This window comes from Paraeggerthella sp. (assembly GCF_048427265.1).
In the GTDB taxonomy this organism is placed as follows: Bacteria; Actinomycetota; Coriobacteriia; order Coriobacteriales; family Eggerthellaceae; genus Paraeggerthella; species Paraeggerthella hominis.
In genome coordinates, this window is record NZ_DBFOSR010000128.1 from 46241 (window position 1) to 63363 (window position 17123).

The following is a 17123-nucleotide window of genomic DNA, read 5'->3' on the forward strand; positions in this document are numbered from 1 at the left end:
CGTCGCTCGCCCTTAGGCCAGCGCGTCTTCCCACGTGGTCAGCTGGCCGGTGTAGATGCCCTTCACCTGATCGGAAGTAAGGCCGTCCACCGTAGAGCCGTTGTTCACGATGATGGCGATGCCGTCCTGCGCGATGACCGTCGCCTTGACGCCGGTCTCGGAGTCCTTCAGCTCACGGGAGACCATGCCGATGTCGCAGGTGCCTTCCGTAGCCATGTTGACGCCGGTGGTGGAATCGGACTGGTTCACCTCGATGGTCACGCCGGAGTTGAGCGCCTTGTAAGCCTCGGCCAGCTTCTCCATGACCGGAGTCACCGAAGAAGAGCCCGCGATGACGATCTTGCCGGACTTGCCGGAAGCCTTGTAGGCGGAAGCGCTGTCGGCAACCGAGATAAAGCCGTTCTCTTCGACGACCTTCTGGCCGTCAGCGCTCATGATGTAAGCCACGAAATCCTGAGCCACGTCGGACAGGCCGTCCTTCGTCACGATGTTGAAGGGACGGGCAACCTTGTACTCGCCGCTCTTCACGTTTTCGGCCGTGGGCTGGGCGCCATCGATGTCAAGGGCCTTCACCGTGTCGTTCAGGGAACCCAGAGAAATGTACCCGATGCCGTTCTTGTCGCCGGACACGGAAGTCATCATGACGGACGTGGAGTTCGTGATGGCCGCCGAAGGCGTGGTCATGTCAACCTTCTTGCCGCTCGAGTCCTTCTCCTCGATGCCAAGCAGCTCGACGAACGCGCCGCGCGTGCCAGAGCCGTCCTCGCGCGAGTACACGGAAACCGCGCCCGACGGAGACGACGAGCTTTCGCCGTCAGCCGCACCGCCGTCGCCCGACGCGCAGCCGAACAACCCGAACAGACCCAGCGCCAGCGCCGCCGCGCTCACCGCCATAACCAAACGCTTCTTCATGCTCTTCCTTCCTTCGATGCGCCCCTCGAGCGCATTGCTCGTTGCAGTAGTACGGGCCTTCCGGCCCGTTGCAAAGAACATGATGAAGTTGAAGCATCAAAGGAATGTCGGATGCGGGTTAAAACTCTGTAAAGTTTATCGTTTGCCCAGTTCAGAATTACAATTACTTAATTACGCACCAAAGCCGACATCCAGGTGAACCGGCGCGCCCGCCCGCCTGCCAGAAGGCCGACGAGCACGGCGCGCGCCTGGATACGCCAGCAACGCCGCGCGCCAAAGCAAGCTAACGACGCACGATGTGCAAGATTCTCGGCTGCGTCTCGATCAGGCGAAGCATGCAATCGACCACGGAGGGATCGAACTGGGTGCCCGCGCCGTCGCGCAGCTGCTGCACCGCATCTTCGAACGAAAGATGCGCCCGATACTGGCGATCCGAGGTCATGGCATCGAACGCATCCGCCACCGCGATAATGCGCGCGTTCAGCTCGATGTCCTGACCGGCGATGCCGTCAGGATAGCCCCGTCCGTCGTAACGCTCGTGATGGTGCCTGATCACGGGCACAATGCTCTCGAACATCGACACGGCCGACAAGATCATGGCTCCCTTCATGGGATGACGCTTGATCTCTTCGTACTCGGCATCGTCGAGCGTGTCGGTTTTGAGCAGGATATCGTCGGCGGTCCCGATCTTGCCGATGTCGTGGAACAGGCCGGCCACCCGCAGCTCTTCGAGCGCATCGGCGTCGAACCCGTACGCTCGACCGATCTCCACCGCCAAGGCCGCCACGCGATCGGAGTGGCCGCGCGTGTACTCGTCTTTCGCGTCGACCGCCAGGCGCAGCACCTCGACCGTATCCATGTACCGCTGCTTGAGCTGCGCGTACGTGTCATGCAGTTCTTCGTTTTTGATATTGACGAGCGAATGCAGAAACGCGTTGCTGATAGACGATGCAGCTTGATGGGCGTAAATCTCCAAAAGCTTGATGCCGTACTCGCTCGACACGTTGCGCGCGTAAATCACCCCGAGCGAGCGCTTCTGCTCGTCGCACAGCGGCAGCACCACGCCCTCGGGAGCATGCACGAGCGCGCAATCCGTGCGCGCGCGGCCGACGGCCTCCATGAGATCGTGATCCAAAAGGCTGGTGAACGAATCCACCGAGCCGCGGTACGCGCCGATGCCGCAGAAGATGCTCTTGCGCTCTTGAGAGCCCGTGCCCGCCGCAGGATCGAACGACTCGGGCAGCTCGTCTATGAGAATGAACGCGTCCTCGCCGTTGACCAAGGGCAGGATCTGACGAAGAATCTCCTCGAGTATGTTGCCGATGGGCTGAAGCTGGTAGATTTTGGGGACGGCGCCCAAAATGCTGTTGAGCCCTTCCTGGAACCGCTTTATGGTGCGCATCTGGCTGATGGACTTGACGCCGGATTCCACCAACAGCTGCAGCTGGTCGGTGCGGTCGCTTTTCTCGCAATACGCCTGAATAGCCAAAGACTTGAGCGTGCTCACCGGCGGCGCAAGCTCTTTATGCCCGGTCAGAAGAAGTATGTACAGCTCGTAATCGGTCTTGCGAATGCGCTCGACCACCTCGTCGCCGTGAATGGGCTGCATAAAATAGTCGAGGATGAGCAGGTCGTAGTGCTCGCGCTCAAGCTCCTCGAGCGCTTCAAGCGGATTGGTGAACCCCTTGCACCAGTATCCGCTGCGATTCACCATGGCAACAACGGTGTCGATGATCCCCTCTTCGTCATCGACGACCATAATACGGTATTCCTCGGAAACCTCCCGACTACGCCGCTTGCGCATACAATGCTACCCTCGCTTTCCTGCCAAAGGAATCTGAATGAAGAACGTGGTGCCCGCGCCCGGCTGTGTTTCGAACCACATGCTGCCGCGGAACATGCCTTTTACCGTACTGTAGGACATGTACAGGCCAAGCCCGGTCCCATGCTTGCCCCTTGTTGTCGTCATCTCTTTGAACAGGAGCTTTTGAACGTCGGGCGCAATGCCCGCCCCTTGATCGGAAACGGAGAACCGCACGCCGTCCTCGACCGGCTCCACGTTCAGCTTAATCGTGCCACCATCCCCATTATACGCATGGATGGCATTGTCGATGACGTTATCTAGAATCTGGACAAGACTGTTCACGTCGCCGAACACCACCTGCTCACGATTGACGTTCACCTCGGTTTCCAGCGTGCATCCGCCCTTCACGAGCGAATGCTGCATGAGTATCTGCGTTCGCTTCAGCACCTCGCCAACGGTGAACGGATGCGAGGAGTCCTCGCTGAATTGGGCTGCCTGCCCCTTGACGGTGGATATGATGTCGGACATGTACGAAAGCTGGATCTTCATCTTCGCAAGCCACTCGTCCATATCGCGAGCGATCTCGCGATGGTCGTCGTCGGTAACCTCTTGGTCCCCTACCGAGTCGCGATACTCCGACACCAGCCATTGCACCTGGTCGATTCCTCCCGAAATAGCCAAAATGGGGCTTTTGAGATTGTGCGCGATCCCGCCGATCATCTGCCCGAGCGAAGCCAAGCGCTCCCGCTCAAGCAGGATGTCTTGATTGTCGCGCAGCGCCTGCAGGTCAAGCACGTGCTGCGTGACGTTTTTGAACAACAGCACGAGCGCCGGATACGACAAGCTCTCCGACAAAGGCGTGTACTCAACCGTGTAGAACAAAGGACCTTCGCCCGTTTCGACGGCAAGGTCGGCCGTTTGCAAACGGCCGGACTCGAAGGCAACCGCAGTGTTCCAACGAACGGAGACAACCTGGTCGGCGGACAATCCCATGCCGATCAGCAAATCGTCGAGCTTCGCTTTTTTCTGGGCGCTCGATCGATCGTAGAACTGGCGCGTGAACGATTCGTTGCAATCGAGCATGCGGAGTTCGCGATCGATGACCACGAAACAGTCCGAAATGCGATTGATGACGGTTTGCGTGGCAATGGGAACGGTTTTAAGGAAGCCGAATCGAAACAGCGACACAATGTAGAGCAGCACGGTGATGGTGAACGCAACCGGCGTAGTGTACACGTAGAAGCCGGGGACGTGCAGCGTGTAGCAGATGTTCGTGACCGTGGGAATAAGCGCAGCCGCAACGTTGAGCAGCGCCTGAAGCGAAAGCACGCCCGAGGTTTTGATGGCGGTATAGCACAGCAGCCCCATGCCGGTGAACAGGCACGCGTACGAATACAGGGCATAGAACACGAAGTACGGTCCCTGCACGTACCCCACGCCCGGCGTGTACGAAAGGTAGAAAAGATGGTGGAAGTCGTTCGTGAATATCACAACCATCGTGATAACGGGAAACACGAACAGCAGCCCGTAAGCCCTCGAAAAGCCTTTGAAGCTTTTCTGGTACGCCAAACCCAGCAGCAGCATGGTGACCGGCACAAATGCGGCCCCAAAGTAGGCGAAGTTGTCAACGAACACGGAAAGCCCTGGATCGGCGGCAACGTACTTGCCGCCGAGCACCGCCGTATTCCATACGATCAGCTCGATGATGATGGTGATGAACAGGTAGTGAAGCGTTTTCTTCTCTTTGGCGAACGCCACGTAGCACAGCATGGCGACCAGCGCGATGAGAACCACCGTCAACACGATTGCGGAAGCAGCGTCCACGTTAGCTCCTTTCTCGAACGGGGCCCGAAGCCTCGACGGCGGCTTGAATCTGAGCGAAGTAAGGGGCGAAGTACGCCGCATCGGGGTCCGGCCAGGAAAAGCCCTTCGCCTGCAACGCAGCGCACGTGGCCGCCACCGACGCCTCGGTGGGTTGGACGGCAGGGCGTTCCACAACATCCCGAACGATGCCGAACAAGCTTTTGAACTCGCTGTTCAGGCGTTCGGAAACGCACTGGGCAAACGCTTGGTCGGACACCGGCTCAACAGGGTGGCCGCAACGCCTCAAAAGCGCGGCAAGCTCCTTGACGTCGATCTGCCGATCGCTGCATACGTGCGCAATGCAATGCGAGTCGCACGTTGCCAAAAGCACGATGGAGCGCGCGCAGGAGTCGACGGGCGTCATCTCGAACCGTTCGGCCAGGCTTTCAGGATAGCATCCCAAACGGGCGTAAGCGGCAAGGCGCATCGCGAAGGCGTTGCGATAAACGTCGCGCTGAAACGCCCCGTCACGAGCGCGGCCCGTCAGATTCCCCACGCGAAACACGCGACCCGCAGCGCCCTTCGCGAAAGCGTCGAGCACGACGGCCTCAGCCCGGTACTTGCTTCGAGCATATTCGTTGAAATCGACGTCTTGCCCCACGTCGAACGATCGCTCGTCGAACAGCGCACCGCCCCTGCCGGCCACGCTCATCGTCGACACGTGCATGAACTGCGCTTCCAGCATAGCGGCCAGCTCCAGCATGCGACGCGTGCCCTCGACGTTGACGCGTTCGTACTCCTCGCGCCGACCAACATGGTCGGTGATGGCCGCGCAGTGAAAGACCGCGTCGATCGCACCGAGCGACGCGGCCAAACCGCGATCGTCTTTCGACACGTCTCCACGCACGGCGCGGACCGCAGGGGCAAAGTCCATCCCGTAAGCTGCCAGTGCATGATCGAGGCGCACCTGCGCCTCGACGTCGTCGGCGGCGCGCACCAGGCAAAGCACCTCCCCCGCGCCCGCAGCTAAAAGCTCCGCCACCACATGGGCGCCCAGAAACCCGGTTGCTCCCGTTACGAGCACACGGTCGAGAGAACATGCGGCAACGGGCTTTTCGCAAGCCGCTGCCGCATTGCGCGCAACCGATGCCGCCGCTTCGCTTCGATCGGCCAAACGACGATCCGATGCGCTTCCGCCCGTGTTCTGCTGATGCTCGGAAACGCTCTTCGCGCCAGGCATGTGCGCACGTGCGAGCAGATCCCCGATGGTATCGGCATCGTAGAAATCCTGCGTGCGCAGCGTCCACCCGTGCGGGGCGAGCCGTGCCTGGATGGAGATGACCGCCAAGGAGTCGCCTCCCAGATCGAACACGTTGTCGGTCAGGCTGACGCCGCGCACTCCCAGGACGTGCTCGATCGCGCGCAGGAGCCGTCGTTCCTCGGCCGAATACGCCCGCTTCGCAGGCGCGCCGGAAAGCGGGCGGGAAGGCTCGGCCGTCGTCGCGCAAGCGCTCGCGTCCGGATCGGGAAGGCGCCCGCGATCCACCTTTCCGTTTGCCGTTTCGGGCAGAGCCTCGAGATAAACGAAGCGCGCGGGCACCAAAAACGAAGGGAGCTGCGCCGCAAGCGCAGACCGCAACCGCGAAACCTCATGCGGCTCGGACGCCGTATAGTACGCAACCAGCTGCTTGCGCTCTCCCGCCCCGTGCGCCACCACCACGGCTTCGGCGATGCCGTCAAGAGCGCACAGGGCCGCTTCGATCTCGCCGGGCTCGATGCGCAAACCGCGCACCTTCACCTGATGATCGACGCGCCCCGCAATGAACAGCTCGCCGTGCTCGTCGTAACGGCACACGTCTCCCGATCGGTACATAACGCCTCCCTCGTGAAACGGATCAGGGAGAAAGCGCGACTCGTTCAGATCGGGGCGGCCGATGTAGCCCGGCGACACTCCCGCTCCGGCAATGTAGGCTTCCCCGTACGTTCCCACGGGAACAGGCCGCAGCGCCTCGTCGAGCACGTAGACGCGCGTGTTCGCGATAGGTCGCCCAATGCTCACGTACGCGCAGTCGGTCATATCCTGAAACGAAGTGTACACGGTCACCTCGGTCGGGCCGTACCCGTTTTTAAGACGTGCGCCAGGCATGATGCGCTTGCACGTTCGAACCAACGGAAGCGGCGGCTTCTCTCCTGCCAGCACCACGGTCGAAAGCCGCGAAGCCGCTTGGACGAACGCCTGGTCGCGCACCATGATTTGCATGCGCGAGGGCGTCGCCTGCAAAAAATCGACCCGTTCGCGCTCGATAAGACCGGCCAGCAAACGAGGCTGTCGAAGTTCCTCTTCGTCGGCGAGCACGGTACGGCAGCCGTACGTCAAGGGAAGCAGCGCGTCCGCAACGAAGATATCGAACGACATCGTGGTCACCGAGACCGCGGTCCATGCAGGACGGTAACCGATGCACGAAGCCATAGCATCGCGCAGGTTCGCCACGCCCGCACGCGTAAGAAGGCTTCCCTTCGGCACCCCGGTCGACCCGCTTGTGTAGATGACGTACGCAGGGTCGTCCGGCTTCGCCTCGGAGCACCTGCGCATACGCTCGTTGCGAGCCTGCGCCGAATCCAACGAGGCGCGCGCAAGAAGCGCATCCTCGACGACCACCCTTGCCGCGGCGGACGGGACCTCCGGGCAGGCGTCGCACGTCTGGCGATCGACCAGCACAAGGCGCGCCCCGCTATCGGCCAGCATGAGCGCCTTGCGATCAGCCGGATACGTCGGGTCGACGGGAACGTAAGCAGCGCCCGCTTTCATAACGCCGAACAAAGCCGGAAGCAGCGCCGCGCTGCGACGCATCATGACAGCCACCAGTGCTCCGGGCCCTGCCCCTGCTTCGGCAAGAGCGCATGCGATGCAGTCAGCTTGCCGATCCAACTCGGAAAACGTCAGCCGACCGTCCGAGGCCACAACGGCTTCGTCGCACGGGCGCTGGTCGGCAAGGTCTTCCACCCACGCGCAGAGAGGCCGGTTGCGAACGGGCACCTTATCTCCCGCAAACCCGCTTGTCACCAGCTGATATTCTTCCAAGGGCAGCACGCTCACGCGCGCGACGCCCTCGTCGGGAGCCTCGAACAGCGTTGCTGCGGTATGGACGAAACGATCGAGCATGCGCCGCGCTGCTGCAGCGGAAAACAGGTTTCGATCGTACTCCAATCTGCACGTCAGGCCGTCCGCCGCTTCGTAGGCGAACAGCGTCACGTCGAGCTTCGCCGTTGCAACGTCCACGAACCGAGGCGTTGCGGATACGCCTTCAAGCGTCAAGTTCACCTGGTCTTTCCCGAACACGAGCATTGCATCGAACAAGGGGTTGCGCCCGCGCTGACGCGCGGCCCCCGCATCGGTCACGATGCGCTCGAACGGATAATCCTGATGGGAAACGGCTTCGCTCAAAGCGCGATGCACCGCGTTGAAGCATGCGCGGACGGTCTGCCCGTCCGAAAACGCGCACCGCACCGGAACCGTGTTGATGAAAGCGCCCGCCGTATGCTGCATCGCGGGTTGCATCCTGTTTTCCACGGGCATGCCGATCACCACCTCGTCTTGCAAGGCGGTACGGGAAAGCACCAGCCCGAACACGGTCATGAGCGCCGTAGCCATCGTTGCCTTTTGGGAGCGGACAAGGGCATGCAACGATGCGAGCGCGCTCGCGGCGATGCGCGCCTCGCACGTTGCCCCCTTCCGTTCGCCCGTTCGAGGGCGCTCGGTGGGCAGGGCCAGCACGGGAAGGTCACCGGAAAGCCGTTCGCGCCAATACGCCGCATGTTGCTCCAAAGCGTCCGAGGCAAGGCGCCCCTCCAGCCAAACAGCGCAATCTTTGTAATCGACGGCAAGAGGAGGCAACGCGTCCCCCTGGTACAAAGCGGCGAAGTCGTCGAGCACGATCCGAAGCCCCGCCTGGTCGCAAACGGCATGATGGAAGTCGAACAGCAACGCATGCCGCCGGGGCGTTCGAATGGAGACAAGCCGCATGAGCGGAGCGCTTGAGACGTCGAAGGGCCGAACGCGCCGCTTCGCGCATGCCGCGATGCGGGCGTCGGCGCACGCAACCGACTCGTACGGCACCTCGACCGAACGATGAACCCGTTGCACGATCGCGCCGTCGCGCACGTGCAGCGACGTGCGCAGAACGGCATGCCGAGCGAGCAGCTTTTCCAAGGCGGCCTTGAGCCGGTCCTCGTCGAGCATGCCTTCGAACACGAACAACGCCGGCACGTTGTAAGCAACGGAATCGGGGGCCTCGCTTGCCGCCAAAACCATGCGCTGCTGCGTTGACGTGGCCGGATAGTAACGGCGCGCTGCCACGGGCTTCACCGGCTTGCAGTAGCTGGCCTCCGCCCGATCGATCAGCGCGGCACAGGCGGCAAGCGTCGGGTCGCGGTACACGTCCACCAAATCGATGTTCGCATCGAAGGCATCGGCCACTGCGGCTATCATGCGCACGATGGACAGCGAATCCCCGCCGATTTCGAAAAAGTGATCGTCGGGACGAACGCAACCCATCCCCAGGATGCCCTCCCACAGCTCCGCGAGCTTTCGCTGAGTATTGGTTTCGAACAAGCGCGCGCCCACCGCCTCCCGTTGAGGCTTGGGGAGACGACGCACGTCAAGCTTTTCGCTTGTCGTAAGAGGAAGCTCGTCGAGCTCCACGAAGCACGAGGGAACCATGTAGAACGGCAGCGATTCGGACAGGTGCGCCTTCATCCGCGCAGCAGGGGGCACGCAGTCCCCCGCCACGTACGCGCACAGCGATTTGCGTCCGTCCTGCTCGTCGTGCGCCACCACCGCCGCCGAACGGATCCCCTCCAACTGCAGCAGCCTGTTCTGGATCTCTCCCAGCTCAACGCGGTACCCGCGAATCTTCACCTGGCGGTCGATGCGCCCGAGAAACTGGATTTCGCCAAGCGGATACCAGCGGCCCACGTCGCCCGTGCGGTAAAGACGCTCCCCTTCCACGAAGGGAGACGGCACGAAGCGCTCGGCCGTCAACTCGGCACGCGCAACGTATCCCCTGCTCACGCCAGCGCCTCCAACGTACAGCTCACCTGGAACGCCAATCGGAACCGGATTGAGGTGCGGGTCCAGAATGTAGACGCGCACGCCGTTCATGGGCCGACCTATGTTGACGTCGACACGGCCGGTCACGTCGCAGCACGTGGCCGCAATCGTCACTTCGGTAGGTCCGTAGAAGTTCGTGACGCACGACGACGTAACCTGCTGGATGCGCCGCAGCAGCTCGGGCGGGAGCACGTCGGCCCCCAATCCGATCTCCCGAACCCCTCGCAGCGCATGAGCGCCCGCCTGGGCCGAAAGGATCATCTCCATGCGTCCCGGCGTGACCATCATAAGGTCCACGCGCTCTTTCCCCATAAGCGCGCACAGGTCGTCGGGGTAGTCGGCCTGCCGATCGTCGGCCACCACGAGCGTACGGTTCGAGAACAAGCCGACAGCCGCCTCCATGATGTTGATGTCGAACGACACTGGCCCCACGCACAGCATCCTGCCGCCGGGGGTGCGACCCCACACCGCGCGCATCGACAGCACGAAGTGGGCAATCTGCGCATGTTCGACCACCACGCCCTTCGGCGTGCCGGTCGAGCCCGACGTGTAGATGAGGTACGCCGCCTGGCCGGGATCGGGAAAGCGCCGTGCAGCGCAGATCCCCTCTGAGGCAGCACCCTCCAAGCAGCGGCTCTTCCCCGCGGCCGCCTCCGATCGCACGCAAGAAACGCGCCGCACAAGCTCCTCGGCGCGCAGCGAGGCCACGGGGACCGACAGGAGCGCCCCCTTCTGTCGGTCCTCCAAATCCCCTGGTCCAACCAGCGCGAACCGCGTGCCTGACTCGTTCAGCATATAGCGAACGCGCTCCTCGGGAAGCGAGGGATCAATGGGCATGAACGCCGCGCCCGCCTTGAGGGCGCCCAGCATGGCCGCATAGTAGACGTCGCTTCGCGGCAACGCAAGCGCGACCACATCGCCCGGCGCAACCCCCGCGTTCGCGAGCACGTTGCCAACCTCGTCGGAGGCCCGGTCCAAATCGGCCGCCGTCCAACTTCGACCGCGATAGGTCAACGCCGGTTCGCAGGGACCCTCGGCAACGCGGCGCTTCCATAGGCTGACCAGGTCGGTTCGCTCGAAGCCGTCATCGGTGTCGTTGAACCGGTACAGCACCTTGTCTCGCTCTTCCGCAGAAACCATGGCAAGCTCGAAAAGCCGCTTTTCGGGATGAGCAACGGCATCGGCTACGATGTTGCACAAATGCTCGTGGATGAAATCAACTTCCTTCGCCGCGAACAGGGGCGAGAGGTAATCGTAATCCAGCACGAAACGCCCGTTGTTCTCGCGATCGTTCCAGTGAATGTTGAGCGAGGATGCCTGATGCCCGCTGAAATGCCAACGCCCTTCGTAGGAGAAGCAGCGCTTCTTCGTTTCGAACGTCCCCACCTGGTACGACAAGGAAATATCGTACAGCTGGTCGATGTCGGGACGACGTTCGCGAATCTTCTCCATGAGCACGTCGTACGGATACCGCTGATGCTTGAGAACGGAAAACCATTCGTTGGACACCCCTTCGGCAAAATCCAAAAACGCACGCTCGTTGTCGACCGCCACCCGCACGGGCACCGTGCTCACGTACATACCGAAACGCTCACTGGACCCCGCGAACGTGCGGTTCGATACAGGAGCGCTTATGACCAGGTCTTCTTTCCCCAACACGCGATTCAGATACACGGAAAACGCGGACAGCAGCAACGCGAACACCGACACGCGATGCTCTTTGCAAAAGCCCCGCACCGCCGTGGAAAGCTCAGCTGAAAGCACGCACGCCTTGCGCTTCGCTTTCGTTGCAAAGCAGTCCGACGTTCGAGGCTTGAGCAGCGTGGCATCGGAGAAGTCGGAGAACCGCTTGAGCCAGTACGCCTCGTCGTAAGCGAATCGCTTGGATTCCCGATAGAGACGTTCCTCCTCGACGTAATCGAGATACGAAATTGCAGGCCGGGGCACGGGAGTTTCCCCGCGCAAAAGCATATCGTACCAGTCCATGACCTCGTTTGCGAACACCACGAACGACACGCCGTCGGAGATGATATGGTGCATCTTCGCGTACAGGTACCCCTCGTCGGGGGCGGTTTTCGCCAAAGCGAAGTAATAGAGGGGGCTGTCGATCAGCGACATGGGCGCCTGCGTTTGACGAACATCCCACTCATACAGCCCCTTCACGCCCGTGGAGCTGAAATCCAGTCGATCGATATGTACGGGCCGATGTGCAGCCACATACTGCATGGGCTGGCCGTCGACAAGGCAGATGCGCAAGCGAAGAGACTCGTTCGCCTCCAAAAACAGCTGAATGGCCTTGTCCAGCAAATCGAAATCAAGACGCCCGCGAATCTTGAGCGTACCGGCGTTGTTCCACATGCTGGTTCCCGGATGCGATTGCTCGACATGCCAAATGCGGCTCTGCGGGTGAGTCAACGGATACCGACCTGCCATAAGGGACGCTCCTTCGTTTCTGCTTGCGCGCGCCGGCGCATCGGGCAACGGCAACGCGCTACGGGTATCCTCGTTTTGCTTCACGATCACAGCCCTTCCCTTTCGGCAAAAGCAAGCAACTCCTCAATCTGCACGGTTCGAGGAGACGCCCGCAACGGGGCGGGTTTCGGCAACGCAGCGCACACGGAAGCCGAATACCCGGCAGGAGCATCAACCGCGCATGACGACACGCCTTCCGGAAGAACAAGATCGGCCCTTCCAAGACCCGCGATTCCAACTCCCCACCACTTCAGCTCGCTTTCCATGCGAGCCCAGCAATCGCAGAAGAGCGTTGCTTTGTCGGAAGATTCCAGCCATGCTTCGAACGAGGCCGCGTCCATAACCTTGCGCGCAAGCCGCTCGTCCGCCTGGCGCCGTTGCTGGATATCCACGCCAATGGGGACATCATCGATCCCGACCAGGACGTACGATCCGGAATGGCTCAAACTGAATTCGACCGAGCCGTCAGCGTAGCGCACGAACGGCTTTCCGTAATCGCCCTCGAAGCGCTCAACGGCGCGCAAGTTCACGCCCCGCTTTTCATGCAGCGCCCACGCAAGCAGAACCTCGGCGAGCGCCATGCCCGCGCGCTGCTGCGCAACGCGGCAACGCTCCATGCGGGCGCGCTTCGCCGGCGTCGCAAAGGGAAGCGCCGCTTTGGCGAGCAGCTTCTCGTCAGCGGCGGGCACGGATGCAAGGAACAGGTCCACGGCGCTTCAGCCTACGCTTCGATCGCTTCCAGATAACGCACGATGTCTTCGACCGTCACGAACTGGCGAATGTCTTTTTCCGGTATCTCCCGGTCGAATTCCATCTCGAACGCGCACACCAGCTCCACCAACTCAAGCGAGTTGATGCCCAGGTCGCTCAGCACGTCGGTATCAAGCGTGATCTCCAGGTCGTCGCGCTGGATGTAGCCCTGGATGATGCTTCGAACGCGATCAAACATGTACCATTCCCTTCGTATCCTCAACAAGCAAAAACCGCTTTACCTTGCGCGTTGTCGTTTTCTCGAACGGCTCGGCGCGCACCGCAAACGTTGCTATGCGCTTGTAAAACGCCAGGCCCCTGTTAACGCGCCTGATATCGGCGCGCACCCGATCCCGAGCGGCCGCCGCAGCTTCTGGAGACTTCGCATCCAACCCGATAGCTTCAAAGTCCGGGTAGATGTGCGCCGCCAAGCACTCGGAACCGTTGCCTGTTCCAGGCCCGCCGATAACCACCGCTTCGGCTACGGAATCGCACGCCGTCAAAGCACGCTCGATTTCCTGGGGCATAACGTTCTTGCCGTTGCTCAGGACGATGATGTCTTTGCACCGACCCGTGATGTGCAGAAACCCATCCGCGTCCAAACATCCCAGATCGCCCGTTGGAAACCAACCGTCGACCAGCGTTTCGGCTTCTTCATCCAAGTACCCCGCCATGACCGACGGGCCGTTGACCCAAATCTGCCCGCTTTCGTCGAACCGCACGCGCGCGCACGAAATCACTCGGCCAACGGAATCGTCTTTGAACTCGTTGTTGCGGTTGACCGAAACAATGGGAGAACATTCGGAAATGCCGTACCCTTGAATAAGATTGATGCCGAGAGAGCGGTAAAACGGCGCATAGGCTGGATCGAGCGGCGCTCCTCCGCAGATGACAAGTCGCAGACGGCCGCCGAACGCCTCCCGGGGCTGCGCGAGCAACTTGTCCGAAACGTCGACGCCAATGCGCCGAAGCAGCGAGCTTGCTTTGCAGGCGAAAGCAAGTTGTCGTTCGCGGCCGCCCTCTTTTGCGGCGCGAAGAATCTTGCTTCTGAACGTTTCGACGTACAAGGGGACCAAGCACAGAATGGTAGGCTTGAACGCGTCGAGGCATTTCGGGAGCATTTTCAAACCGGAGCAGAGCCCCACGGTGCACCCATAGTACAACGGACAGAAGATGCCCGCCATGTCCTCGTAGGCGTGATGGATGGGGAGAACGGAGACCAGCGTATCCTGCGGGCCGAAAAGCACCAGCTCGCAAGCCCCTTTTATATTGGATGCGAAGTTTCGATGGCTCAGCAAAACGCCCTTGCTCACGCCCGTGGTTCCCGATGTGAACAAAATCGAGCACACCGCATCCGGATCCAGTTCAACCCGCGCGTACCGATCGTTGCCGAGCGCGATCTGATCTCGCCCGCAAGAAAGCAGGTCACATGCCAATTCGCCCGCAGACAACGACCCCATGTCAAAAAGCTCCACATCGAGCCCGCGGCGCTCCTTCAACGCATCGGCCGCGCGACGCGCCTCGGGCGCGTACGATGCAGTATGGCACAGCGCATCAACGTTCGCCCTTGCCATTTGGTCGACGATCTCAGAGCAGGAAAGCTCTTTATCGAAGGGAACCACCGTCATCCCGCTGTTGACGATCGCGAAGTACGCAAGAATCCACGCGTAGGAGTTTTCCCCGATGAGCGCGATGCGCTTGCCGGCGTACCCGCGCTCCAAAAGCGCGGTGCCCAAGGCCCGCACGTCCTCGAGAAAGCAAGCGTAGCTCACTTCGCGCAGCCCCGAAGAACGCGACAGCTCGGCAAATGCGGTTTTACCCGAAAAGAGCCGCGCGCTGCGTTCGAGCAGATGACGCAGGTCGGGTAATTCCTCGATGTCGTTAAGTCGATAGCTCCTCATACGAGAATCACAACCATTCTACTTGCAATTAAACGTTCAAAAGCCTACCAGGCCCTGCAAGCAAGAGAAGCGTCTACCCAACTTGCACCGCAGGACTCACGCGGTCGAACCATGATCAAACGACGATGTCGCGTAAGCTAAGAAGCAGCCCTTCCAGAAACTTCGCCGGAAGGGCTGTCGATGCAAGCGCGACCAGAAAGGCGGCTTTTAAGCCGCAGCTCCTAGCGTGGTCAAAATAGCAGCCAATTCTTCGGGCGTTCCAAACGGCTTTTCCTCGCCAGTGGCCGCAACGACCACTTCGCCCGTCCATGCGCGGCGCGCGGACGCAGAGGAATCCAATGCGGTCTGAGCAGATTCCATCGACTGGTCCTTTACGGCCTCGGGGTTTTCTTCCGTCCGGAATTCCTTCGTGCGCACGAAATACTTCGCTTGAAACGCTTCCTTATCGGGAAACTCCTCGCGCGTGAAGTCGTACTTCAAGTTTTCAACAATGGAAGCTACCACGTCTTGCATGGGCTCCCCCTCCGAAAAGCGCATAAGCCCCTTTTCGCTGTTGAACGTGGCATTGTCGCCCACGTACACGGTTCTAATGCGCCGACGGCGAACCCGCTCCGCGCGAACGATGACCGCGATGGAAACCGCGATAACCGCCCACCATACGATGGACAAAACCAGGTCAAGCGGATCGTCGACCCTGTTAAAGCCCAAGAAGTACCACAGCCACAGCAGAAATACCGAGATTGCCGCAAGCAGGGCAAAGACGATGACGTTGCTCTTTTTCATGCGTATCCTCCCTTCCCTACTCGTTCAACCCGGCAGCTGCAACCGTCCCCGCAGGAGCACCCTGAGAAACGTTTGCCGCGGAGGCCTCGTCGTCGAACCGAGAAGGCGCGCCGGGAGCGGGGTCACCGCCCCCGGTCAGGTTGTCTTCGTACTGCTTCAGCTTACGAGAGAACAGGCTGCGACGCAGCGTCACGCAAGCGGAATATATGGCCGTGACAATGATGCCCAGTATGATGTACCAGTGCACCCAGCACGACGCATGATCGTGACCAGCAAGCGGCGTTTCCCCATCGGAGATTTCGGTTTCGCGCTGAGCAAGCGGGGTCTCGTTGTCGCCGATGACCGCTTCGGCAGCGCCCCCGAGCACGTCCACGATGGGCGCAACGATAGGCGCCAGCGGGCTGTCAGGAGGAACCGTGCCCGGTTCGGGCAGCGGCGTAGGCGTCGGAGTAGGCTCGACCGGGTCGGGCGGAATCGGCGGAATCGGCGGAGCCGTAATGGTGAACGTACCGTTGATCACGGAAACCGCGTAGTTCGGATTCTGCGTGAACAGAGCGGTCAGAGCGCCTTGGTACACGCCCACGGCCTCTTCGCCGCCGGGACGGACGTAGGCCACGTCGCCCAGATCGCCTTCGGCCACCAGGCCCTCGACCGTGCCGGTGAAGGTCGGATCGGCGGCACCTGCAACCTTGGAAGCATCGGCAACCGTAATGGTGACGGGCGCAGGGGTGATGACAACGGTCGCGCTCACCGGAGCCGTTTCCCGGTACCCCGGATGCGTGGCCTTCACGTGCACCGTGTACGTTCCGGCATTCGTGAACGACGGATTGCTCTCAGACCAGGTTGCCCCGTTGTCCACCGAGTACAGCAGCGTGGAGCCCTCGACGTCAGCCTCGGCCGTAACGGATACAGGCTGCGCGTCGTAGACCTTCGTCAAACCTTCGGCATCGGACGTGATGCGAACGATATTGCCGTCTGCGGGCTCGATGGAGAAGTCGCCCGGCTCCACCGTATAGGTGTAGTTGCCGTTGAGATTGTCGACCGTAGCAGTAAGGACACCTGCATAGGAACCGACAGCTTCATCGTTGTTGGTGCGGCTGTAAACCACATTGCCCAGCGAATCGGAGCCGATCAGCCCTTCGACCGCACCCGTGAAGGCAGGGTCGGATTCCCCGAACTTCTTGGACGAGTCGTTAACCTTGATGGTGGCGGGCGCGGGAGTGATTCTGGCGGTTACCGAATTGCTGGTCCACACCTGGGTTCCGCGGATCACCTTCACGGTAACTTCGGTGGAATCCGCCACATTGACGAACTCGTTGGCAGCAAGCTGCGTGTCGCCAACCCAATATTCGATTGTATCGCCGGGCAGAACAACGCCGTGCAGCAGCACCTTATGCGGAGCGCCGTCGTAGGTGACGTCGAAGCCGCTTGCACTGAGCGTGGAGAAATCGGGGACGAACTTGGCCGTGAAGGTGGTCGCCTTGTACAGGTCGCCGTCGCGGTCGACGTTGGCGGCGGCCAGCTCGGCGCTCAGCGCCGCCCCGGCCCCCTCGATGCGCGCGTCGCCCTTGTACCAGCCCTCGAACTT

General features: G+C 61.2%; 9 protein-coding genes. All 9 read right to left on the bottom strand.

Features of this window, described 5'->3' with window-relative positions; translation table 11 throughout:
• Positions 1-12: 12 nt before the first annotated feature.
• Positions 13-912, bottom strand: a complete 900-nt coding sequence (locus tag ACMNI9_RS11500; RefSeq protein WP_114566532.1) for a substrate-binding domain-containing protein — start codon at positions 910-912, stop codon at positions 13-15.
• A 283-nt stretch (positions 913-1195) separates the two neighbouring features.
• The gene (locus ACMNI9_RS11505) at positions 1196-2671 is read right to left on the bottom strand and encodes an HD domain-containing response regulator (protein ID WP_418832233.1); all 1476 of its coding nucleotides are present in this window, start codon (positions 2669-2671) and stop codon (positions 1196-1198) included.
• A 51-nt stretch (positions 2672-2722) separates the two neighbouring features.
• Positions 2723-4540 (bottom strand): histidine kinase N-terminal 7TM domain-containing protein, encoded by a 1818-nt coding sequence (locus ACMNI9_RS11510; protein ID WP_216529047.1) that lies wholly within the window; start codon positions 4538-4540, stop codon positions 2723-2725.
• A gap of 1 nt (position 4541) precedes the next feature.
• Positions 4542-12062, bottom strand: coding sequence for an amino acid adenylation domain-containing protein (locus ACMNI9_RS11515; protein WP_418832236.1), 7521 nt, complete (start codon positions 12060-12062; stop codon positions 4542-4544).
• 86 nt (positions 12063-12148) lie between these two features.
• A complete protein-coding gene (locus ACMNI9_RS11520) occupies positions 12149-12811 on the bottom strand; it encodes a 4'-phosphopantetheinyl transferase family protein (RefSeq protein ID WP_114566528.1) in 663 nt (220 codons plus the stop codon).
• Between the two features lie 11 nt (positions 12812-12822).
• Positions 12823-13050, bottom strand: a complete 228-nt coding sequence (locus ACMNI9_RS11525) for an acyl carrier protein (protein ID WP_114566527.1) — start codon at positions 13048-13050, stop codon at positions 12823-12825.
• Entirely contained in the window at positions 13043-14752 is a 1710-nt protein-coding gene (locus ACMNI9_RS11530; protein ID WP_114566526.1) for an AMP-dependent synthetase/ligase, read from the bottom strand. The genes ACMNI9_RS11525 and ACMNI9_RS11530 overlap by 8 nt, the downstream gene beginning before the upstream one ends.
• 207 nt (positions 14753-14959) lie before the next feature.
• The gene (locus ACMNI9_RS11535; protein WP_216529042.1) at positions 14960-15535 is read right to left on the bottom strand and encodes a hypothetical protein; all 576 of its coding nucleotides are present in this window, start codon (positions 15533-15535) and stop codon (positions 14960-14962) included.
• Positions 15536-15551: 16 nt separating this feature from the next.
• Positions 15552-17123, bottom strand: a 1572-nt coding sequence (locus ACMNI9_RS11540) for an MBG domain-containing protein (RefSeq protein WP_418832239.1), incomplete at its 5' end; no start/stop codon positions are given.

Coding starts and splice junctions, on each gene's coding strand:
- ACMNI9_RS11515 (WP_418832236.1), bottom strand. CDS start 12,062: ATGGCAGGTCGGTATCCGTTGACTCACCCGCAGAGCCGCATTTGGCAT.
- ACMNI9_RS11505 (WP_418832233.1), bottom strand. CDS start 2,671: ATGGTCGTCGATGACGAAGAGGGGATCATCGACACCGTTGTTGCCATG.
- ACMNI9_RS11500 (WP_114566532.1), bottom strand. CDS start 912: ATGAAGAAGCGTTTGGTTATGGCGGTGAGCGCGGCGGCGCTGGCGCTG.
- ACMNI9_RS11525 (WP_114566527.1), bottom strand. CDS start 13,050: ATGTTTGATCGCGTTCGAAGCATCATCCAGGGCTACATCCAGCGCGAC.
- ACMNI9_RS11530 (WP_114566526.1), bottom strand. CDS start 14,752: ATGAGGAGCTATCGACTTAACGACATCGAGGAATTACCCGACCTGCGT.
- ACMNI9_RS11535 (WP_216529042.1), bottom strand. CDS start 15,535: ATGAAAAAGAGCAACGTCATCGTCTTTGCCCTGCTTGCGGCAATCTCG.